This is a genomic window from Paenibacillus cellulosilyticus (assembly GCF_003182255.1).
GTDB lineage: Bacteria > Bacillota > Bacilli > Paenibacillales > Paenibacillaceae > Paenibacillus_T > Paenibacillus_T cellulosilyticus.
Genome location: NZ_QGTQ01000010.1, coordinates 156,799 through 180,495, shown reverse-complemented (window position 1 = coordinate 180,495; position 23,697 = coordinate 156,799). Strand labels below are relative to the sequence as shown.

Below are 23,697 nucleotides of genomic sequence, written 5' to 3'. Positions count from 1 at the left end.
TTTCGTAATGACATCACAAACTAAAAAGGACAACATTCCCACAGCAGATGGGCAGCAACCAACAACTAATGAAAGGCAAAAAAGGAGCAAAGAGTCATTCGTTATTACCGAACAGTCTGTCCGTAACTATTTTGACAAGTGTGAGGATGTCATTGTAGACAAGCAATTGGTTGGTGAACCATCCATTCCGATAGTCATTGCCTATTGTACTGGCATGTGCGAAACGAAAATGATCAACGAAGTCATTCTTCCGGAAATTCATCGTATTCATCAAATGACAGAATTTAAAGATCACGAAGCAATTGACCAGGAAGCCGCCCTTCTCTGGTCTATTGTAGATGTCGATTCTTCTTCTTTCGGCCGGGATATTCTTGCGATTCGCGTTTTTGAAGGGCATATGCTCTTTTGCATACCATCATTGGAGGCCATATGGAGTATTGATATTTCAAAGCTTCCTGCTCGAACGCCTGAAGAGTCTACGACGGAGGTTTCTATTCGTGGCGCAAAAGATGGTTTTGTAGAGCATCTAGCGGTGAATATCGCCTTAGTACGAACCCGGATCCGAACAGCTGATCTGGCTTGTATACACGAACTCGTAGGGTCACAGTCATCTACGAAGGTTGCTCTCATGTATATGAAGAGCATCGCAAATCTAGATACAATTCAAGAGGTGTTAGTTACCTTAAGGAACTTAAAGACTGAAAGCATATTTACTTCCAATCAACTGGAGGAGCACCTTAATCCTTCCCGTTTCACGCTGTTCCCAATAACGGATTATACAGGAAGGCCCGATTTCGCCGCAGAATGCTTGATGGCAGGACGGTTCATTCTAATACTAGACGGCAATCCGAGCATTATCATCGCCCCTGTTAATTTGTTTCTCTTACTGAAATCTCCCGAGGATTCTAACTTCCCATTCTTGTCCGTTAATGTCGGAAGAATACTTCGTATTATCGGGCTTATAACCAGCATTTTCTTGCCTGGTTTCTATCTTGCTTTGACGTCTTATCATATGGATCAATTGCCTTATGCACTGGTTGCGACCATCTCAGTCGGGCGAATGGGATTACCAATGGAGTCTGCTGTGGAAATGTTTCTTATCATGGGGCTGATGGAACTGTTCCGTGAAGCTGGCGTTCGGCTTCCAAGCGCCATAGGCCAAACCTTAACGGTCGTAGGGGGCTTGATTATCGGAGAATCAGCAATCCGTGCTGGAATGGTTTCACCGCTTATGATCGTTGTCGTTGCTACAACTGTTGTAGCAGGAGCTACCGTTGTCAATCAAGTGATGACCAGCTCTATTATCCTCATTCGTTTCATATCCTTCTTGTTCAGTGCGATGTTCGGGATATATGGCTTTATCTTCTCTCTAATTCTGTTCATCGTCTATTTGTCAGGGTTAGAATCCTTCGGCGTTCCTTATCTGGCACCGATCAGTCCTCTTAATATTCGTCAAGCTTTGGCTGCATTGTTCAAGCTACCGCGTGGTATGAACAAACGGCGTCCTGCCAGTCTGTATACGCAGAAACCAAACAGGGAGGGCCAGAAGACATGATTGGACATACTCTCCGGATCATTGGTTCGATCACTTTATGCCTCGTACTTGCCGGTTGCTGGAGTTCATCGGAAATCCAAAGTGTGATGTATGTAAAGGCCATTGGCTTAGATTATAAAGGGGGGAACTTCCATATTTACGTGCAGACTTTCGATTTCTCAAGTGTTGCCAAGACAGATTCATCGGGTAAAGCTAATGAAAGTCCAGGTATTTGGGTAGGGCATGGCAAAGGAAAAACGATGAACTTAGCTATCAACAATCTTTATCAAACCGCTCAGATGCATATGGCATGGGGACATGTAACTGCAATGGTTTTGAGCGAGTCCCTTCTCAATAGCAATTATGTAGAAGGCGTACTCGACATGATAAATCGATATCCCGAAGCTCGCTATACGACATGGGTATTCGGTACCAGAATGCCGATCGATAAGTTATTTACAGTTACTTCAATATTCAACATGTCACCACTGGAGAGCATTCTGCATAATCCTCTACCGAGTTTTAGAGAAGACTCACTTCTGCGTCCTCTTCAAACTATGACATTCATGGCCGATCTACATGCGCGTTCGTCGAGGGCCTATCTGCCAAGCATCTCATACAACGATAAGAGCTGGAATCAGAATGAGAATTCGCATGACCTACTATTTCTAGAGGGGGTATTTTTTGAGCGTAATGACAGTACACCTGGTTATGTGAATAAGAATCGGCTATTCGGCTTTTCTTTAATGGATTCGAATATGAGGAAAGCACCTTTGATGATCGAGCAAAATGGAGTACCAATAGGGGTGATAAGTATTGGACTTCCAAAAATCAAGATTAAGCCAATTGTTCGCGGCAATGAAGTGCATTTTAAAATCAAAGCTTCCTACTATGGTTCGCTATACGAATATCTTGAGCCGATGTCTTATGAGGAAATGGCAAAACTGACTGCTGATACAGCGAAGAAATATATAATGAACACTTATATTGAAGCTTTAAAGAAAAACATAGATGTCTATAATCTGGAGAATCGGCTTTATCGAAAGCATCCGAAGCTGTGGCGAAAACTTAGTAACAACGGCAGCGTCCTCATCTTGAACGAGAATTCGATCGAAAGTCTGGATGTCAAAGTTCGGATTATATACAACGGCAAATACAAACGTGTCCCGGGAGAAAAATCAAAAGGAACACACTCGTCTACAAATCGATATTCAATACAGATGAATTGATACAGTTTAAATAAAGTGGATACGCTAGAATAACGAATCTATCGGAACGAATACACTCCTCCCTCTGCTGCAGTTCGACTCAATTAAAGTGCTATCCCAAAAGTCATTAGACTTGGGACGATCCCTTATGCTTCAATAAACTGCAAGGGTAGCTGCACAGAGCGAGTGTTCTTACGATCGCCGTTGGTGGTATTTGGATTTTAAATAACAAAGCGAAACAGCCCTTTTTGATAAAATGGATGTACCGACAACCATTTCAAAGGAGCTGTTTCTTTGGTAAATCGTAGTTATATATAAATATATTCCACTTCAAATATTAAATACATAGGTGTTAAAAATATCAATTTATTGCTCTAATCACCTCAAGTCGACCCCAAAAGTCGGATTGAGATTAATGCTTACAGCCAGCCTAAATATACACTTACCGAAACTTTTTCAATAAGTTACTCACACTTTTTTTGAAAGAGACCTACTCCTCCTTTCCTGTTTATTATGGAGGGAACCAATAGTAGCATTGTACTCAATGGAAACTAGTTCGCTTTTGGATATACCCACTCTTTGTGCTAGATAAATTCCTGTGTGACCAGAAAACAGAAAACTTACAATACAACCAACGAACATGTAGATAGCACCCTCTGCTCCAAAAAGTTCAACTCCCATAATGAAACAGGCAATAGGAGTGTTTGTAGCGCCACTAAAAACAGAGATAAACCCAATTGCAGCTAGGAACGGAGCAGATAGATGCAAATATTGTGCCAATGAACTACCTAATGTTGAGCCAATTACAAATAACGGTGTAACTTCGCCACCCTGAAACCCCGCTCCAAGTGTGAGGGACGTAAAAAGTGTTTTAAGCAAAAAGATCAATGGGGACACACTTTCATTAAATGCTTGCTGGATGAGAGGAATACCCAAACCCAGATAATCCTTTGTGCCAAAAAGATGCACCATACCAATAATAATGACCCCGCCGCAAAAACTTTTAATGATAGGATTCTTGAATAGCTTCGTAAAGTATGCTTTTAGGCGATGGGTCAGCTCACTAAAGAGCCACCCTGCTAAACCAAACAAGACGGACGCAAAAACAATCTTTATCAAGAGTACGATACTAAACTCAGGGACAGATCCCATGTGGTACTGCAGATGATGAATTCCCCAGAATTTCGTAATCCTATCTCCTACAAGGCTTGCGATAAGACATGGCATCAGAGCTTCATATCGCATAAGGCCAATAACAAGAACCTCAAGACCAAATACCGTACCTGCTAATGGAGTACCGAACACCGAGGAAAAGCCGCTACTTACTCCGCACATCAAAATGATTGTTCTATCGAATGGTTTAACCCTAAAAACTTTTCCGATCCATTCGGACAGTGTCCCCCCCATTTGTACTGCTGTCCCTTCTCGTCCTGCCGAGCCGCCTAACAGGTGTGTTACTAACGTCCCGAACAGAACGAGGGGTGCCATTCGGAACGGGATTGTTTCATTTCCTTCGTGAATCTGCTCTAAGATCAGATTATTTCCCTTCGAAGAAGTCTTTCCTACCTTCCAATAAAGGTAACTAACAACAGCGCCACCAACAGGTAAAAATAAGTATAACCAGGCATGGGAGGTTCTTGTGTTAGTTGCCCAATCTAAACTCGCTAAAAATAGAGCTGAAGCTGTACCAGTAAAAATACCCACAAGTCCACTTAATACTGTCCATTTGAGCAAAGATACCAATATTCCAACGTAAATCCATCTGCCTGCGTAACTTCGAACTGTTAATAGGTGATCTTCAATGTGCTTTTTCAAAATCTTATCTCTCCTCGACAGTTTAAATAAATGCAAAAAGACCCCTACCAGTCCATGTCAAATAAACATGAATTGGTAGGAGTCATTAGCACTAAGGCGGTCAATGGCGAACTCCATCGCCTATATAGTTAATTACCACTGCTACACAAACAGTATAGTAGTCCATATTGTTTGTGTCAATACACTGCCGTATAGCAAGAAGAAATCTCGGACTCACCCTGTCATTGTGTCAATTAAATGGAGCCCTTGACGAGTTCCCAGTTTAATGGTCATCTACTTGCTTGTATAATAAAAAGTTACGACCTGCAGTTTAGGAAACTGTCACTCTGTCCTTAGCTATGGGACTCTTCTGAAACCTTATTCTGTAAAACTTTTTCTGGAATATCAACTAACAAACCTCGTAGCTTCTAAGCAGCTTTAAGGTATGTGGGGTTATAACATATTAGGGCGAATCTTAATGACTATGAATTTCGGTTATCGATACAATTTCCTATCATTACTATCGCCACAATGTTTGCAACTTAATCTTCTTGACCTCCAAAGCTTATACATAAAGACTATAAATCCATTGCTTCGTAGGGTAGAGGCAAACTAATCCTTCCATAATTCTCGATAATTGAAATCAACTTATTAGCCAAAGATTTGTGCTGTTTACAAATGTTATCATCCACTAACCTCTCATATCAGAATGCTTCCTCCCAACGGCTTACGCCAGGCATCTGCGGATGAGGATCAGGACAATTCTCGGAAGTGAGTCTCGTTTTCTTCGATACAACGCAACCGCAAATACGACAGATCGGATCTTCGTTATTGCCCGACAACGCTTTGTACAATAGACTTTCCGGCTTGCCTGCCAGATTCGGACAGGTCATACAGGATTGCAACCGCTTATCGAGCATTGCTTCATCGACAGTCGAAAAGCCGGTTTTGGCCCATCTCCATACCGCCGAGGACAGCTTACCGATCAACTCCGTGGTCTTCTTCTCCTCAGTTTGAGGCTTATGCGCATGCATTGCCGGGGGATTAGCCAGCAGAAACATTAACATTTCAGAATCCCGGCGGCAAACAAGCAAATTATGCGCATATGATTCATCGTAGAATGCGGCCATCAGCACAGCCTCTTTGACTGGCCCGGTCAAGCCAAGCAGTTCACCCATTTGTGCGCATTTTCCCCCAATTGTGTTGTTATCGTCCCATATACGCTGGATAGCATTCATTCAAATGCGTTCCCCCTTTCCTTGTCCTGTACCTATTCCCACTTAAACGATACCGAGCTATGTTCCGGATCGAGCGTTGAACCATCTTCTGCTCTCACTAAATTTGAAACGGTAAGTACATACTCGATACCACGCTTCAGACCGGCTGTGACGGTTACCGAAGGGTCAACGGTGCTGACTCGAACAGCTAGCACGCATGCTTCAGGCACAAAAGAGTAATTAGCAGCATTCATTGCCGTCACAGCGTTTAGAGGGAGACTTACACGAATTTTCACACTCGCTCCAGCATGAAGAAGCACGTATCGCACTTGCTCCGTAAGCAATCGTTTGAAGCTGTTGCTCATATCCAAACTGGAGAATACGAACATGAGATCGGTATCTACTGTAAAGTCGGCTGCTACGCCCCCTTGGTCGTCCAACACTTTATTCGTTTGAAGGCATTCGAATAATTCGATAGACGTTTCATGCGATATATCTTCCGTTATGAAAGAATATGTGTTCAGCGTGTTGGGCAGAGCCAAGGCTGATTCAACCTGAAGGGCGAATTGCACCGGACCGCCGATGCCCTCTGGCGGATACTGCATGCCATCGCCCGCTGCGAATGCATCCAGCCGGGTGTCCGTCGTCGGAGCGAATGGGTCTTCTTCGTATTGATCCTGTGCAGACTCGATATGCGCAAAAATATCGTTTCTGATTTGCTCAAGCCCCTCGCCTAACGCTTGATTGTAAGCTTGTCCGAAGTAGACATTGCGAAGCACGTTCGTAGCGTAATAATCCGCCATGCCGACCGAAGTATACCCGTCATTGCCAAGCGGAGCAATCTTTTGCAGACGAGTGATCAGATGGGCGAGAATGACTGCTAATCCTTCTTGACTCAAGTCTTTGATACGAGTTAATCCGCCGGAAATAACGATAATTTTTTTGCCATATTGTTCGAACGCGTACCCATTCGTTTCTAGCCGACCGATGTCATGATAGAATACGATATCCGAATAGAAGCCGCGGAACAGCTTAAGCACATATTGAATCATCGCGTTGCCGATGCCAACATCGGTGAAATTTTGCTTATCGGCGTTATTGTCGAGATCCCGCTCCTGCTGCGTGCTGAGAAATTTAGCTGTGTTGTCGGGAATGGCAGTAACGCGCTGTCCATGGACATAGAACTTCTGGGGTTGTTGCGGAACTGTATTTTGAACGGGCTCCGCCGTTTTGAATGATCGGTAGACGCCGCCTTGCAAATGCGCATTGTTTGCTTCGTATTCGGGCGAACCGATCTTCGGCAAGCTGTCATGATCATCGACGAAATGAAGTTCCTTCAACCGCGGCGCGTACACTTGCAGCATAAAGTCTCCGGACACGACACCTTCGGCAATAAGCAGGTGACCGTCAATCGAACCGTCAAACGCCTTATCTGTGGAAATGTGGTGAACGCCCCCGTGGTATTCGCCGATGCTCACCTCATGAATCATGATCGGCATTCCGTCTGCGGATACGAGACGATCATTGCCAGGAACGAGGCGGTCGGCGCGTTTCAATTTACCGTTTGGCATCAGGAAGAGATGATCCGGCGTCACAATAATCATGCCCTCTTCGCCGTGGCGAATCCAAATCATAGCCGATTGATGTCCGTCCGGTCCGGTTCCGTTGCTGAACTTGACCGTAGCGGCAGACCAACTCAAATCCACACCCGTTCCTTGCACCGTCATATTTGCCGTTAACACTTTGTCTCCTGGAAGAAACTGTTCGATTGCTTTGTGTCCGTTTGGAATCCCGATTCTTGTACCGTTCGCGAAGCAAGAGCAGCAGCAATAGCATGTCAGCTGGTTCCAATCGCCATTGGGCTGGTTATAACAGGATTTCCCGGATTTCGCGTTGTATTGTTTCGGGTTCTGAATGTTCAAACAAACCGATGCTTTCTCCGGATAGAGCGCGCTTGGCGGAGTGCAGTCCGGAATCGGATTCCCATTAATGTCTTTGCATTGACACAGTGCATGATCAGCCGGCGTCGTGTTGACAAAGTCGACACAATGACGATCCGGACAGATCAGGAAAAACGGATCACCGTTTCTGAACGTATCGTTATAAATCGCATCCTGCGAAACCCCCGACCAATTCACGGTTGAAATTTCTTCTACGCGTTTGCCTGCATAGTTCCTCTTAATGTTCGCTACGCAATCTTCCCATGCCATCCGGCATCCTCCTTTTCAATGAAACAAGAACTTATATTTCGCTCTAGACGCCCCTGCTCTCCTTGCCGAATACGTTAGACTGATATGTGATGACCACTGCGATGCCAAGTAGCGCAAGGGGATCGAGCACGCCGTCCGCAAGAATGTCGGCAGGCGCAGCCTTCACATCTACATTCAATCGGCATGAGGCGCTGTCAGGACAACACTCCTTCAGGACTGCCGTTCCAACATTGTTTATGATCGGAACCGGTATAGACTGCCCCTTGCCGACATTCAACAATACGAACGGCGACCCCGCTGCAAGATCCGAAATGACCTTTCCCTTGGGTGTTAATAAAATGACAGAAATCGACAGAAGAGAGACATCTTTCAAATAGGGTAACACAATGCTGTCCGTGAGCGGAAACATAATTTGTCGAATGCCGTCCTGCGTCGGACCTGAGATGAAATTGTTCCATTCGCGCGGATACATCGCTTTCAGTTCGAACAGCTTGGTCGGCAAGTATGGATACGGCGGATTGTCTGCATGCAGCAGTCCCTTTACTTCATCCCTGAACGAACGGCCTCCGTCTTGCGCCGTGTACTGAATTTTGACAAGAATATCTGTAAGCGTGCTGAAATCAAATCGGTTGGTCTCCGGAGGCATGCTCAGCGTCCATTTGGATACCGCTCCAGTCCCTTCAAATGGCAAATACCGTTCATCACGGAAATCAAGCACGAACAAGCCAGCGTCACTTACACCTCTCGTTAAAACAATCTGCTGATCCGGAACCCAGTTCGTCCGAACGGATTGATCGTCAGGAACTCCCTTCGATGGGTCCAGCATATAAGCAACCGCTTTGCTTGTTGCACTAACCGCAGTCGCACTGCTCTCTTGCCGTAAGATCGCATTCATGTTCTGGTACGGCCCAATGACGGCAGGGATCGTCACCGAGATGGATTTGATCTGGCGACAGTAATGACCCGGAAAATCATAGTCAAACAACTGCTCGCTAAGTTCAAAAGACAACAAGCCCTTGGTTGCACCGGGAACCCCTCCTTTGAATCCGATGAACTTCACCGGGTCCAGATGAAGGAGAGAGACGGTCTTCTCGATTTCCAAGTAACGGGAATGGTTATCCACGTACGATTTTTCCATCTGATTCAGCGCCAGCATCAAGTTCTCCCCGGCTAGCAGTCCTCTGCGCATACCGTTCCAATAATCGAAACCAAGGAAGGTGTCGTCCCTATTCGTTTCGTACTGATACGCTGCTTGTGCTTGGAGCGCTGTATTGACAGCAAGTTGATAGGTTTGGAAATAGATCGTCGAGAGCCGTCCGACCATCCATTGATACAATTCCTCATTCGTGAATTTGCTCGCCAAAAAGCTTTCATAGTCGCTCTCCTGCTTAATGCTCTTGTCATGAATGGCAAGCTCCCTCTGCAATATTTCGGCGCGTGCTTGACTAGCTATCAATTGACTCTGGATTTGCTTGACTTCATAATCCGCAGTTTTGTGCTGCAGCTCCCACTCCTCGCTGCGGCGAATATATCCGGCTTTCGTATTGATCATGCCGGCCGTTTGATCTAGTGCCGCCGCTCCGCCGCTCGCCATTTCAGCCCCGGCCCTAATTGCGTCGCCGACCGAGAACCCGCCATCTGCCAAACCGAAAATATTAGGCGTCAGATAACCTCCGATCGTAATGCCATTCGTCGCGACTGCCGTCAACTGTAGACCCAACGCCAAATCCCTCAATACGAGATCCGAGATTTCCATTGCATTCATGTCCTCGTCCATGAGCGTTTTGTAATGATCGGATCTCTTCTTCGCGCTGTCGAGGCTTTGCTGGAGGGAATCGATCATCGCCTCGTTCTCTTCGATCTGCTTCTCCTTAAGCAGCGTCGTCATCGCCAGAATGTTTCTCTCATGTGTCGAGTGCAGCAACGCAAGTGCTTCCGCATCTCGTTTCTCCAGCGCTGACAATAACGCGTTCCCTAGCTGCGTCGCGGCGCCGGCAATATTTCTCGCCCTTTCCAGCATGAAGGCGAAACGATAATAAGGAATCGATTGTGTACCGTTTGCCAGCGCGGCAGCCACATCCCCTGTAGTTCCGACAGCTCGAACGAGCAGGCTCGGATCGATCTGCGGCTCGAACAGAGGCATGGGCTGAGGCAAACCGTTAATGTTGAGCGAATGGCGTATTTTGAACAATCGGTCCTCAACCTTGTCCCAGTACGAGATCAAGTTCGCATTCCCCGGTACGTTGAAATAAGTGTCGAGCGCGTTGACGGGACTGAACGTCATCGTTACAGCAGGCGTGTCGAGTGAATGCTCCAGTTCGATAAAGAACTGAGGGATGTTATTCTCGTATCGCCTATAGATATCGGAGAACTTCTCGACTTTGGGCTTCTCGCAGGAGCCACGATTGTCCGGTCTTGGACCAAGCAAGTTTTGTGCATGTACATAATGCATCGTAGCTGCGACATTCGATTCCCACGTATAATGCGTGAATAGCGAATCTCCCCATTTCAGCAGATTGTCGATGTACTGCATCAACACTGCCTTCTCATACGCACCAATTCGCAGCCGTGCTATCGCATGCGGATCGAACGGATCTTGATTGTAGGCCGCGATCTCCCGCGCATTTTGCAGCTGATCCTTAAGCGATTCCAGTGTATGGTTGCGGAACGGCTGGAACTGCCAGAAACGGGCGACCGCTGTGCTCAGCATGCTGTTCAGCAAAATATTGCGCACTGAATCTATCTGGCTTTCTGTTAGAAACCGCAGAAATCCGCTCAGGTCCGTCTGCGCGTTGAACGACGAACATACGGACCCTGCCGGCGTAATGATCTGCTTGTCCGAAAGCACCTTAAATATCCGGCTGGAATCCCTTGGCCCAAGCGTAGACGTTTGGAACGAGTCTGCTGTCAGTTGCGTCTTGGGAAGCGTCGGGTTAAAAATATATTGATACCATTTCTCTGCATCTTGATATTGTTGATTCGTCTTGAGCAGCCCTGCAATATACATCGGCGCATGGAAAAATAATTCCCAGTAATACTGTCCGTATGCGCCGGCAAAATCAACCTGCGCACCATCCTTTGCCTCCGGCGCAATTACACGGCTCTCCGACAATTGAAACCGTTGAAATGGCAGCTCAGACTCAATCGGGATTTGTTGGGATTGCAAGCTTAACAGCGCATCAACGCCCCCCGTAAACAAGGTCCGGCTCAACCTGTGCACTGCCGCGGATGTCAGCCGTATTGCTTCGTATTTGACTTTGCAATAGTCAGCGGCTTTATTCTGTTCGTCCAAATAACCGATCGCTGTCGGGAACGGATATTGATACATAAGATCCGCAACATATCGCACTTTCTGTTCCATGTTCGGTTGTTCTTTAAATAATGTGCGCAAGCTTTCCATGAGATCGTAGAAATCGATATTCGCCATCAGTCGCCCGTTCATGTCCAAATTGCCAAGCTGAATGAGTTGTTCGAAAATCTCCTCGGAACCTTTCGGCTTAATGTCGATCGGCGGCGGAGCCTGGAAGGATGATTTGCCAAACATCGTCGTATGCAGCAGAATGTTGATGACGGAATAACGCTGATCGTCGTTGCCTTGACCACTAAGCGCCTCGTCGATGGATTGACTGTTCGCCCAGGACACAAGCCTGCCGCTTGCATCAAGGCAGCCGGTAGACATAAGCACCTTGTAAATCGCTTCAGCGCCTTCTTTTGTAATGGGCGAGCCCTTTGGACTAAAATCGTCGGAAGGCTTTCTGGAAATAAAATCGTCCGATATAAAGATCGTATCTGCATTAAACAACGCACGACTAATCGGGGGAGTAGACAAGTTCGTGTCCAGCAGCAAAATGGCTTCCTTGTCCTCTTTGAACACGAACGCGTTCGAATGATTCTTGACCGTGCTCGTATTAAAGCTTTTATCCCGAATAGCGGTGGAAATCCAAGGGGTGCCGGACGCCCTAAACACGCTCTCCACAATAAAGGCCACTCTTGCTTCCACCTGGCCTTTGCCTTGTAAAAAGGCGTGCAAATCGGCATCCAATTGATTAAAATCGATATCCGTCTTCGGAACCCCGTTGCTTTGCACATAGCTGCCAATCGTAAGCCGCTCGTAAATCGAAGCCGAAAAGGCTGCATCCATGTTGACGATAGCATCCTTCGTGATGAACGAACTGGGCGATAGTCTGGTCGGCAGCACGACTGGATTCGGCCCTGATGATTGATCGAGCAAATAGTTTTCGAGGATGATTTGGTTCGATTCAATCAGATTCAGCCTGCCGGCCCCACGGTCAGCATTCGGAATAAGCTGGGGCTGACTCTTTGTGGAATCGCGCTCAAGAACGACAAACTCATCCGACTTCGTCAGAAACCCTGCTTCCAGGTCATCGTTGATGATCAGTGCGTCAAACACGGGCAGATGCCCGCTATTGCCATAGCTCTTGGCCTTCGTGAAATGAGCAAGCGCGCGATGCAACTGGCTTTCGAAAGCGAGGACCGTCGCATCCGTTGATGTCGGGGCGATCATCGTGCCGACATCGGGCTGCTCTTCCAGATCAAGCATTGGACCGTACAGCAGGACGATCTTCTCGAACGGGTTGTTTCCGATGCCGGGCGTCAAGTAGCTTCCCGACTCGATCTTCAAAGGATACACTTTGTTCCACCATAGCTGGTTCGATTCAAACATCGAGGCCGGGAATATCGTGTCGTAGCTGGCGCGATAAGCGTTGCCGTCCACAGCGTAGACAATATCATCTGCAAGCGACTGCGGCTGCACCCATTTCCCGCTAAAGTTGTAGAAACTGTAACGAATGCCGATCTTGGATACCTTCTGCGAATTGCCGTTTCCATGCTGGCCGTTTTGTTTATCGTTATAATTTTTCTGTTCAATCCAGAACAGAAACAACTTATTGAACGCGTAAACGGGAGTGACCGTCTCCGCATTGATCGAAATGCCGATTTCCTGCCATTCGGACCACGTACTTTCGCTTTCCCGCACGATGTAATAGTACTTATAGGGCTTTGTCTCCGTCCGGGCAACCAGAAATAATGTCGGTGCATCGTCACGATTCTCGTCGCTCACGTTACAGTAGTAGGCGTCCACATATTTCAACTTTGCGAGTTCCGCAAATCTGTCCAGATACTTTTTGAACGCCGCCTCCGTTGTATCCCGGGTAATCTCGTTCTGTTTGAGCGTGTTTTCCAGCTCATTGAAGAGCTGCGTTTTGGATTTACGGTAAGCAGGATCAATATAGTTTTCTGGATACAGAAATATTTTTCGGTTCGCTTCCCATAGCTGGTAGTTCATCATCCATTCCCACCAGACCACAGGAATGTCGAGATGGACAATCCCTGATTCGAGCCGCTCGCGACACCGAAGCAAGTATAGCTGTACAGCGTTAAGCGCTTCCTTGATCGATGATATTTGGGCAACTCCGCTCATCTCTACGTCGATCAGCAAATATTCATATAAATCGCGGGTGTTGCGTATCCAGGCCGTATCGGGACTCTTGCCAAGCTGTATAATTGCCGCATTGACCAACGCCGAGCGCTTCTGCTCCTGGACTTCGCCATCGATCTGCGAGAATAAGCGGTCCCAGTTGGTTGGAGCGGCTAACTTGGCACGAACGAACGATAATGTAACTTCGGCTATTTTCTGGTAGTCGTCCCAGTTGGGCTCGGTCTGGCAGCGCGCCATCGTTTGCAGGCTTCGTAAATATTCGAGGTCTGTTCCGGTTGCGGCGATCAAATCAACGATACGTTGTATAGTCGTCAGGCTTACGATTCGATTCTCTTGGGAGAATGCGCCAAGAAGCCAGCCTATTGTACTCGAATCACTCGCCATAAGATCGCTTAGAACGTCTGCCCTGTCGTTCGTGTTCTCCGCGCACATAAAAACGTTTATTTTGCCGGAAGCATCGCCGCTCTTATCCTTCCATTCCATAAGCGTGAACAGATCGAGCATGTTTTCCGGTGTCCAGCCGTTCGCCATATCGATTCCATAGGCCGCGGGATTTCTCCGTATGCTGTTCAGATCATCGTTCGTCAAATTCAGTTTGCGGACAAGCACAAGTAGACGGGCAATGGTTGTCATCTCGCGTGCTCCCGCAAGGGGCGACGTCAGAAACAGATTAACGAGGTTTAGCCCAAGCAAGCCCTGTATCGCTCTCATCAAATCCGTATGCACGCCTGAAAATCTGGCGAGCTGCACGAGCAATTGTTCCGTTAACTCGTTCGTGCGGGTTTCTGCATCTGCGGCGGTGCTTCTCACAAGCTTCGAAAGCGATGTCATCCATGGGGCGATATCCTGCGCTTGGTATGGGATCGCAACGAAAGGACTTTCTGCCCCCGATACGATATAGTCAAGCTCGAATACGTTCAGCCTTGAGCGACGCAGTTGACTAGCCTTGTCTATGAGATTTCCAACATCTGTCGTATCCAACGTACCGCTCGCGAATTGGAATAACTGTATAAATTTAGTATATTGCACTAAAGGCAATTTGCATTTGGCAGCGAGCACCACATGCCGATTCAAGCCGGATAACACCGATACGGTTACTGGAATGGGGGTTATGTTCGGGTAAATCGCAGCCGCTAATGCCCGAAGTCCTTCCGGTTTGATGCCAAGTCCCCCTGCGATCCAGCTTGTGAGTTGCTGATGCTTGCCGGTCGTTTCGCCTGGCTCCCATAACGCTGGCATGGTCGTATATAGCGGGTTCAGCTTGTAGTGAGCAGCGTCCATCTCATCTTTTGGATGATAGGTTGCGAGTCCTTTGCCATTGAAGATATGATCAAACGGAGTGTCAGCGAATGCCGAGTCGCGGCCGCCCCCGTATGTGCGAAGATCGAAGACAAGTGCGCATGCAATGTCCAACGACACATCATACCGCTCCTGAAACTGCTTCAGCATGGCAAGCCCAATTAATGTTTCCTCGTTCAAGTCGCCTTTGCCGCCGCTGACGCACTTCAGCGCCCAATCCAACTCCGCATAACTCCAACCCAATTTCGAGCTCAAACGCAAAAAACGATGAATGCGGTCCCAAGAACCGTTATCAGCATGGATAATCATACCGTCGCCTTCAGCATCGATCCGCAACGGTTGCGACGCTCCATGGTTAATAAACAATTGGGCGGACAAGCCGGCATCAAGCTCCGCCTGTGACAAGTTCTGCTGGAATAGCGAAAGCAAGTCCGTCAACTTCAATCCGGTCTGTGCACAAAATGTGCTGACATTCATCAATGTGTTCAGCTCGGTTACACCGAAGTACTTCTGCAGCGATTCCTCGGTCGTGTCTGATACAACCAGGAGGTTCCACTCTTCAGGTGAAATGTCGAGCTTCGCCGCTGCCCAATATCGGTCAAGCTCGTTGAAGGCTGAATATATATCGGCCCATTCGACGTTCAATCGCTTTAGATAGATTCGGATTTGCGCCAATGGCAGGTGGAAAGGGAGTTCAAATGGATACGCCTGCATGGCCATCGTCTTATACAAATCTGCCTTTTCAGCGTATCCGCCTTTCACCGTCGCCTCCAGTATTGCGTTGACGATATTCAAATAAGGTACGGTTTGATTCGTATTGTCGCAAGTCAGCTCGATCTCCGCGAGGTCAGGGCGACGCTCACAAAGCATCATCCCTTTCGGGACCGTATCCTCATTCGGTTTCGTAATGTATTGGCTAACGATTCTCATCAGATCGACGAAATAAGCTGCTGGCCCAAGGATGGACCGACATTCATCGCAATTGCAATAGCTCAAGCTCTCGAACAGTTGATCGTAGCTCGGCATTTCCCTTGTTGCTTGCACAATCTCATCCGCAAAGTGGTTAACCGCTAACGCCTGAGTATGCGGCGCCATCACCTGATGAAGGGAGGCCCATTGATGAATGGCCTGCGTTCGGACATGCAGAGCGTTCCTGTGAATTTGCTTGGCCTTTTGTTCTCCGCCATCGCCGAGCAGCGGAGCATAAGACCGAACGAAATGGTCCGGGCTTATGGCGGCGATTTTGTGGGCAGAGTCGAGTACGGCCGATGCAGCGACGTCCTTGTTATCGAATCGCATGCGAGCATCGCCCTTCAGCAACAAGCTCGCGGATTCCACATCCGGACAAATCTTCAGCAAACGCTGGTAGCCTTTCAGCCTGTCAATCGTCCGATTCCGTGTTGCTTCATCCGCTCCGTCCGGCCAATGCAACCCGGAAACGGCATCGGGATCGTTGAAAACGAACGTTCGTGTATCGAAATCCGGGTTAGCATAAAGAAATGCGCCAATTAACGGATCTGCTGTTTTCAAAGCGTCAGTTGTCTTCATATTTACCCTCCATGCTTCTAAATGTATTTTCCGCGATTCCTACCCCAAGCAGAATTGAAGCGATTTTGGACATCCTGAATTTGAGCGGCTGTCAAATGACTTGGGGTATCCAAGGCCGCATCTCGAAACTCACTCATCAGGTCATCCCTCTCCGCATCTGTCAGTTGATTCGTGCCGTATGTTTTTTTGAGTTTCGTTTGTCTAGCCTTCATAATGGCGCCCATTGAAAGATTTTTACCGCTTTTGCCAATAAACAAATTGTCCGGATTGTTGTATTCGTCGACGAGAACGGCACGGAAGGCCTCTTCTATATGTTTTCGCTTCATCTTCTTCTTCGCCAGCATCTTTACGAACCGGTCCTTATAGGCTTTATTGCTAAACGTGCTGACATCAATATCATGGCGGAGATAAGACTCCATCTGATTAAGCGTGAACCCTCTGGTAGCCGTCTCTTGTTCTTTTTTGATCGTAAGCCAGGGCTGAATATGATTGCGAGTATAACCTTGTTTCTTGAATACTCTTCCATTCGATCTTTTCTTGAAATATTTGCGATTTTCGCGACGTTTCGCAAGCAATCGCAGCGTAGCGGCCGTAAACTTCTTCGGTCGGCCCGTCACGCGAAGCTTCATGCCGCCTCCATTGCCAGATGAACGCGCAACGACTTCGACATTAAATTCGGCCCTCGCCCTGCTGGGCATTAAGCCGTGCGGGTCCGTGTAAGTGACCGGATTTCCTCCTACATAGGCATACAGATTAAGCCCGTCGATCGTACCTGCCGGGTCCGGGCTTAACCAGCGTGCAGATGACGGCGCATAATAACGCTGGCCGTAATCGTAGAAGCCTGACTCCCCATCCTTTTCCTTTCCTGCATAACGCAGTTTCTTATGCTTTATGGCGTCACCGGAAGAAGCAGACCAAGCCGTTCCCCCATATGGATAATAGGCCTCTCTGGCGAGGACGGCTCCTTCACTGTCCACCTCGGTTACGCATGATCCAACCTGATCATGAAGCGAATAGCGAACCTGCATCGCCTCCTCCCCAACCGGACTGCCTGTCGTCCAATACACGCGGGTCGCAACATTGCGATGATGAATCATCAGCCGCGCTGTTTCGCATCGCGCTTCAAGCTTTAACGGGTCGATAGCAGCACCGCGGTAACGACTGCTTATTTCCAAATGGCCGATATATCGCGTCTCCTCAATCGACACGACATTGCCATCCGCATTAAGCGACTCCGTCACTTTGCGTGCGCGATGACCATTCTGGTCGTAAACGTAATAGTCGCGCGAAGCGCCATTGCCCGCAATGAATGAACGCAGCCGCTGATCGTAATCCCACTGCAGATTGGAACAATGCTCGTCCTGCTTCAGACAGCCGGAAGCGTCAAACAAAGCGTCGACTTGCGCCGCATCCATCGTTTGACTGGATGGCACGGCACGGTTCGAACACGATGATACCGTCAATGACAGCGTACGTGTATCGTGATGATCGCGGTCCGAGCGGTGAACGGTTTCGTACAGATTGCCGGAATCATCGTACTTGTAATCGAGTTGATAGGACTGCAGCTTCGCATCTCCTCCAAGGGGAAAGACGGCATCCGGCTGATCGCCTTCCCAGCCTGTCGCTTGGATCAAGCGATAACACGCATCATAGGTATACCGGGACGCCATCTCCGCGCCCCTATCTTCATGAGTGAACGGAAGCGCTCGTTCTTTCGTCGTACAAACATGGCCAATAGGATCGTAGAACACCTGCAAATCTTGTATATCCGGGTGGTTGGCCCGCCTTGTTCTCACCCGGACCGGATCGAATGTTCTCGAATCGTATTCATAGGAAGTACTGCAATGTCCATCGTTACCGTATAATAATTGCAGCCATTGGCCCCTGGCATTGCAGCTTGCGATCTGAAAAGCGGTATGCGGCATATTTTCGCGCATTCCTTGCACCTCTGCCCGCAAGAGCCAGCCGGCCAGCCCATATTGCCAATTGGCCTTATTTCTCGCGGAGTCTGTATGCGCGACAAGCTGACCTAATGCATCGTAATCGAACGTTTCTGCGAAGCTTTGCTTTTCCAGCACCTCCTCGGCATTAGCAACAGATGCGCGGGACCAATTAAGCGTATCGCGGTAATTGTGAGCGAAGCGATGCGACACGCGCATCGGATGAGCATCCAGGCTGTAGGATTCATGCGTCGTTTGTCCGCTTTGGTCGTAGCGCTTGTACAACTCCCCGCGCAAATTGTTCTCCTGCGCTTGTTGCAGCTCCAGGCTTTCTCCGTACACCATCACCTCCACAATGCTCATCGAGTCGTCCGGCCCATGAACAAGAACGGATGTAAGGCGATGCAATTCGTCATAGAAAAATCGACGCGTGTGCAGGCCATGCCGACTAAGGATCGGTTGACCGTTCGCATTCCAGAGCGTCCATTGCGTGTTTCCCCCGTCTACGCTACTTGTCCGATAACATTGATTCGCATAGTTATAGGCATATCGGAAATTATGTAAGCCTGCTGCTCCGAGTCTAGGGTCTGCACTAGCCAGCAAGTTTCCGTTTGAGTCCCACTCATACCTGGTCGCAAGCAGTTGATCGGGCGCTTTGTACGTCGCAACTTGAACCGTATGACCTTGTGCGTCAAACAACTTGCGTTCTGGCGTGCCAGCCAGCTTAATTGATTTAGCCATCGTTAGCCGTTCCTCATCGGTCATATCCGGGTTGTAATACGACGACGCGGGATCAAAGCCGCCTATATTTGCCGCATAATAAGGGGATTCCAGCATCGTATCGATGCCATCCCAGTCGTTTTCCTCCCATGCGCCGCGATCAATCCGCCTTACGAAGCCTTTGGCGCTAATGATCCGCCGTACTCTTCCGAGCGGATCATATTCGAAAGTTGGACTGACACCACAACGGTGTAATGCTTCGCAGTTGACATATTCGGCCGTATTAACAAAATACGGCTCGTATTGTTTCACAGGCTGACCCTTGTTGTTGTAAACCGTGCCTCCCGTAGCAAGCCATCTAAGGCTCGCCTGCCCCATCTGAACGGCCCTTCCCTCTAGAAGAGCAGGATCGTCAACGACGAAAGCTTCGCCAGGCTCTACAAGATGCTTGTATTGGACTAAACGTCCCGATCCATCGCGAAATTCGACTCCGATACGGATCGGCGATTGCACCGAATGTCGATCATCACGCACATATTGCACCGCATCGAGACTAACTACGCAGGCAGGCCTGCTTTGCGCGGCTTGTGCAAGCGTATCGTAGATTCGACTGCGATATAGCTCGAACGCCTCGCTCAGCGGAAGCTTTTGCGCATCGGGAAACTCGCGGAATTGCTGCGTGACACCTCCGCAATAACCAATGCATCCGCTTGCCAGAAGCTCTTGCCACAGTGCGCGCACATCAATGCCTATGTCCGCAAAATCGGCTTGTCTCACGCTTCCCATCCACGATCGAAGATCGTATTCATAGAAATGCGAAGCGCCCTGCAAATAAAAGGACGGATCTTGAACGAGTTGATTGATCGCTGCTTTTTCCCTTAACTGATATTGCGCCAGCGGGATAAACCCGGTTCTCTCACCACTACTCTCAGCGTAACGGGAAGCGACGCGAACCCGTCCAAGTGCATCGTATATCACTTCGGAAACATTCCGATTACGGTCTATTATTCGCTGCGGGAGCAAACAAAGATAATCCCCTTGTTCCATTACCGCAGTATTATGCAAAGCATCCGTTACGCTAACCATCAGCAAGCTATAAGCATCATAATGATAGGTAGTTCGGTTTCCGAAAGCGTCGACATTCGCTTGCACCCTATAGTAAGAATCCTGGTCTCCGTATTCGCTCGCGAAATCAAACGCCCACCAGTTATTCGTATCGCGCCTATAACCACCTTCGGTTTCAAGAAGCTTCTTGATCTCATTGTCGGTCATGATTCCGTCGAATCCGCCTGCGAGCATGCCGGAGGAAAAGTACAGCGAATCCATCGCATAAAGTAGACATTGAGGGCTAACCAATCCTAAAGCTAACGCCTCGCGCTGCTCGGGCGACCAGTAGTAATGGCGTATTCCGCCTGCTAAAGAGGTTTCAGGATGACTCGCGGCGTCCGCCAGACGGAGTGCCGTTTCGACAAAAGAATACCTTTGTTTGCCTTCAGGCAATGGAAGCTGACGAATGTCAAATATCAGCGTTTCGATCGGGACTCCAATCAAGTAAGCTTGGTTATCCGCTTGATTGGCATAACGATGCTGCACCAAATGAATAACGGTCTTGCGCTGCTCCGGCAAACAGCCTGCGACTAGTGGATTGCGACCGTATGCAATCACACAGGAACGGAGCACATTCCCGTAGTTGTCAACCTCCAGCGTAAGCTCATGGGTGATCTGGGGGTCCGCCGGATTCCGTTCGTAATCACAGGTTAACGTTTCCCGTTGATGCACGACATAGATGCCAAACCGACAATGATGCGGAGGCTGAACCAGCTCGACCTCGAAGTTCAATTCCGTTACGCGATAAGGAGCATCCTGCTTTTGACCAGGGCCTGCCGGCGCTGTCGGCGCGAAAATTTCCTGCCTCAGCAGCATTCCTTTAAACGCGCGATTCGCCTCTCTTGCCGTTGCCGAATTCTCGATCCAGCCGGGATGATGTGAACGGTATGTCTCTACATCAAATACGCTGTCCGGAAGCCGGTCTGCACCGTCTGTTTCGCCGTAGTACGCCTTAACGTATTGCAGCGACAGTCCTTCGGTCATGTCCCAACTGCCCGTATGGTACCACGTTTTCGTCAAGACGGGAGGGACATCGGTCGGTTCGGCGCCAATCATGACGGACTCTGCATCCTGCCTTTCAACCATGCCGAAACCTCTGAACTCTCTCTCCAGCGAATCATAGTACCCGTGATGATAAGTGTAGAGGCTGACCTCCTTCGTGCCAGAAATGAAGTCAAACCTCTCCACCTTGTCAACAACCTGGACAGGAAAAGGCAACTTTGCTATCCACGGGAGGCCTTTGCCGACATCGGCCAAATAAAATTTGGTTGAAGTACAATAGGAAATGCGGGTTTCAGAACCCAGATTGTTCGAAAACCGTTGCAGCAGATAAGGTTTGTTGCCTCGATTGAAATCACAGCACCAATGTTTCGGGCTTCCGTTATCTTCGCTAAAGAGCAAACACGCTGTCCCGCTGCCGTATACGTCCACAAATCTTATTTGACTGAGCCGGTCCCAGCCGGCAGGCAATGGGATGTTTATCGGCTCTGCGAAACTATTACCGCTTTGATTCAAATAAATGTCGACGCTGTCCGGGTTGACATAGATTAGATCCGCTAGCCCCGTGCCGTTCACATCTGCTAGAAACAAGCGGGAAATATCAAGGTCATCTTCGAAATAAGGCGCGCCGGCGAGAGTCACTGGCTTGCCGAAGCGGCCGTAGCCAAGGTTGGGCCAACACTCCACACGACCATTCGTAATACGTACAAGCTGCTTTAATCCCAAGCCCGTTATTGCTGCAAAATCAAACCATTCGTTAAGAGCGCCGCGTCTAGGAGTCGGAAGCCCGTAAACCCGTTCTCTTACAATCGCCCGACCAAATCCATCGCTCCCAAGCGAAGGGTAAACGACGACGCGGTCTTCCTCGATCGCCAGCCAATCGCTAAGTCCGCTTCCTGTCACATCTACCGAGAATTGTGGCTGCTGCTCGCCATACACAGACGGAACCGAAGCCAGCGGCCGGTAGGCACTCCAGGTTCGATCAGGATTTGACTCGTAATACCCATATTGCCCCGACTCCCGAAGAATCAAATCCAACCGGCCGCTGCCGTTCAAATCGGTCATCCACAACTTCTGTTCGTTTGGATGAATAAGTTTAGGGAAAAGCGCGAGAGGTTCCGCAGGCGTAAACCTTAGCTGCTCGTCAGGGCGAGCGGACGTTTCCTCTTCGGTACGCAATTGGCGATACATCGTCGACACCCCGTCATGATAAAGCAACCCCGGCGCCCCGGTGCCATACAGGTCGGCCATCTGCCAGCCGCTTGAGAAACTGAGTCCCGGCACCGGTTTATCGAATTCATCAACGAGCAGTGCATACCCGCAATCCGGATTGAAATCAGAATAAAAAAATTCGAGTGGCGGCAAGCTCTCGCTCTCATACACGCCATTTGCGAAGCGATATCCAATCGTCTGGGCAGAAATGAGCAAAGAGACAGCGCTCGTCTCCCGATAGAGCAGTCGCGTAACATGCACGAGCACCGGATTCGCGCCAAGCTCTGCTTCGAAACGGTGGAACATCAAAATGTTGCGGCAAAGCCGGCGATGACGAATTTCAAATCCGGCATAATACGTGGAGAATGCGTCTTTTCGGCAGTAGGTTGCAGGTGGCACAGGAAGCTTGTTATACGGATTACAGTCGCGGTTTCCCTGTTCCGGCAGCACATAATCGCCATAATCAAACAACACTTCGAAATGCCATGTATCGGGAGCATCCTTATCTCATTTCGCTTCAGCGAGATAGGGAATAACATTGCCGTAACAGATCCGACGAATATATTTGTTGGCATTTGTAAGGCGATCCGTTTCGCTGACGGCGGCGAAGCAGGATGGCTGTTCCGAATCGTATTCGTAGACTGTGCGATTTCCTTTGGCGTCGAAGCGCTCGGCAAGCAGCCATCGAAATATACGACCCTCGTCTTCGGGATCACTGATTCGGGAGGTTGCCGCTATTCCGTATAATGAAGTAATGTTATTCCTGCACGTTACTCGCCAATGCGTATCTCCGGGTGTCCTGCCGCTCCATTGTTCGATACGTTCATAATGATGGTCCACACGCGGCCGATAAACGGTAACCGTGTAGGCAGCGCCTTCGAAATCCCGTTGAACCGCTTGGATGTCCTCAAAAAGCACTAAATCCTCCTCTCCCTCAATCTGAAAAGCATCCGATTCGTCATAGCGCGGGATGCCCGGTTTGTCTTGCGGGAAATATTAGGAACGGACAGCTCGAATCCTAAGCCAAAGCTGCCATTGCCTCCACCTGAACGGTAATTCAATTCCAGAATCGGTTCGAACCCCCGGCAGGGGCTGGTGAAGACAGGTACGTGGAATGAGGCTTCTCCGGCAAATTCGTTAACATGCTCCTCACCAGGCAAGCCATGGAACGATCCCCTTCCTTCGGGCAGATCCAGAAACCTCTCAGCATTTTCGCTCATAACGCTTTCACCCCCAGAGATTGGCATCAAGCCCAATACAGTCTTGATCCGGATATGATGCAGTATTCGATCTTGCTATCGCAGCCTTTAGATGCTTGCTATAGATGAACATAACATTTGTGATATAGCGAACAACATTAATGGTTTCTTAAAGACTCGATCTGCGAAGGCGTCCTTATCTGTTGTACGGCTCAGATTCCGCATGTTCATAGATTTGTAGAGGTTAAGAAC

The 23,697-nt window shown here is 48.7% G+C and carries 7 protein-coding genes, 1 pseudogene and 1 riboswitch; of the genes and pseudogenes, 2 read left to right on the top strand and 6 right to left on the bottom strand.

Annotated elements, in window-relative coordinates:
* Positions 1–7: 7 nt before the first annotated feature.
* Positions 8–1,555 carry a spore germination protein gene (locus tag DFQ01_RS15200; RefSeq protein WP_110044741.1) on the top strand — a complete coding sequence of 516 codons (1,548 nt, stop codon included), beginning with the start codon at positions 8–10 and terminating at the stop codon, positions 1,553–1,555.
* Positions 1,552–2,763, top strand: a complete 1,212-nt coding sequence (locus DFQ01_RS15195; RefSeq protein ID WP_110044740.1) for a Ger(x)C family spore germination protein — start codon at positions 1,552–1,554, stop codon at positions 2,761–2,763. Before DFQ01_RS15200 ends, DFQ01_RS15195 begins: the two co-directional genes overlap by 4 nt.
* A 447-nt stretch (positions 2,764–3,210) precedes the next feature.
* On the opposite strand, the gene DFQ01_RS15190 is transcribed toward DFQ01_RS15195, so the two are convergent.
* From DFQ01_RS15190 to DFQ01_RS32020, 6 genes and pseudogenes are all read right to left on the bottom strand, one after another.
* Positions 3,211–4,557, bottom strand: coding sequence for a voltage-gated chloride channel family protein (locus DFQ01_RS15190; protein WP_425452402.1), 1,347 nt, complete (start codon positions 4,555–4,557; stop codon positions 3,211–3,213).
* Between the two features lie 69 nt (positions 4,558–4,626).
* Positions 4,627–4,687, bottom strand: a riboswitch (Fluoride riboswitch).
* A 553-nt stretch (positions 4,688–5,240) separates the two neighbouring features.
* Entirely contained in the window at positions 5,241–5,774 is a 534-nt protein-coding gene (locus tag DFQ01_RS31390; protein ID WP_219993701.1) for a hypothetical protein, read from the bottom strand.
* A gap of 32 nt (positions 5,775–5,806) precedes the next feature.
* Positions 5,807–7,963 (bottom strand): Hint domain-containing protein, encoded by a 2,157-nt coding sequence (locus DFQ01_RS15180; RefSeq protein WP_110044739.1) that lies wholly within the window; start codon positions 7,961–7,963, stop codon positions 5,807–5,809.
* Between the two features lie 43 nt (positions 7,964–8,006).
* Positions 8,007–16,268 (bottom strand): Tc toxin subunit A-related protein, encoded by an 8,262-nt coding sequence (locus tag DFQ01_RS15175; protein WP_110044738.1) that lies wholly within the window; start codon positions 16,266–16,268, stop codon positions 8,007–8,009.
* 17 nt (positions 16,269–16,285) lie between these two features.
* The gene (locus DFQ01_RS32025) at positions 16,286–17,938 is read right to left on the bottom strand and encodes an RHS repeat-associated core domain-containing protein (RefSeq protein WP_342769994.1); all 1,653 of its coding nucleotides are present in this window, start codon (positions 17,936–17,938) and stop codon (positions 16,286–16,288) included.
* 2,607 nt (positions 17,939–20,545) lie between these two features.
* A pseudogene (locus tag DFQ01_RS32020) lies at positions 20,546–23,466 on the bottom strand (SpvB/TcaC N-terminal domain-containing protein); the annotation flags it as partial.
* Between the last annotated feature and the right edge of the window lie 231 nt (positions 23,467–23,697).

What these genes read in the sequence shown, in the direction of transcription:
- DFQ01_RS32025 (WP_342769994.1), bottom strand. Translation starts at nt 17,938, where the DNA reads ATGGCGTCCCGGTATACCTATGATGCGTGTTATCGCTTGATCCAAGCG.
- DFQ01_RS31390 (WP_219993701.1), bottom strand. Translation starts at nt 5,774, where the DNA reads ATGAATGCTATCCAGCGTATATGGGACGATAACAACACAATTGGGGGA.
- DFQ01_RS15195 (WP_110044740.1), top strand. Translation starts at nt 1,552, where the DNA reads ATGATTGGACATACTCTCCGGATCATTGGTTCGATCACTTTATGCCTC.
- DFQ01_RS15200 (WP_110044741.1), top strand. Translation starts at nt 8, where the DNA reads ATGACATCACAAACTAAAAAGGACAACATTCCCACAGCAGATGGGCAG.
- DFQ01_RS15175 (WP_110044738.1), bottom strand. Translation starts at nt 16,268, where the DNA reads ATGAAGACAACTGACGCTTTGAAAACAGCAGATCCGTTAATTGGCGCA.
- DFQ01_RS15180 (WP_110044739.1), bottom strand. Translation starts at nt 7,963, where the DNA reads ATGGCATGGGAAGATTGCGTAGCGAACATTAAGAGGAACTATGCAGGC.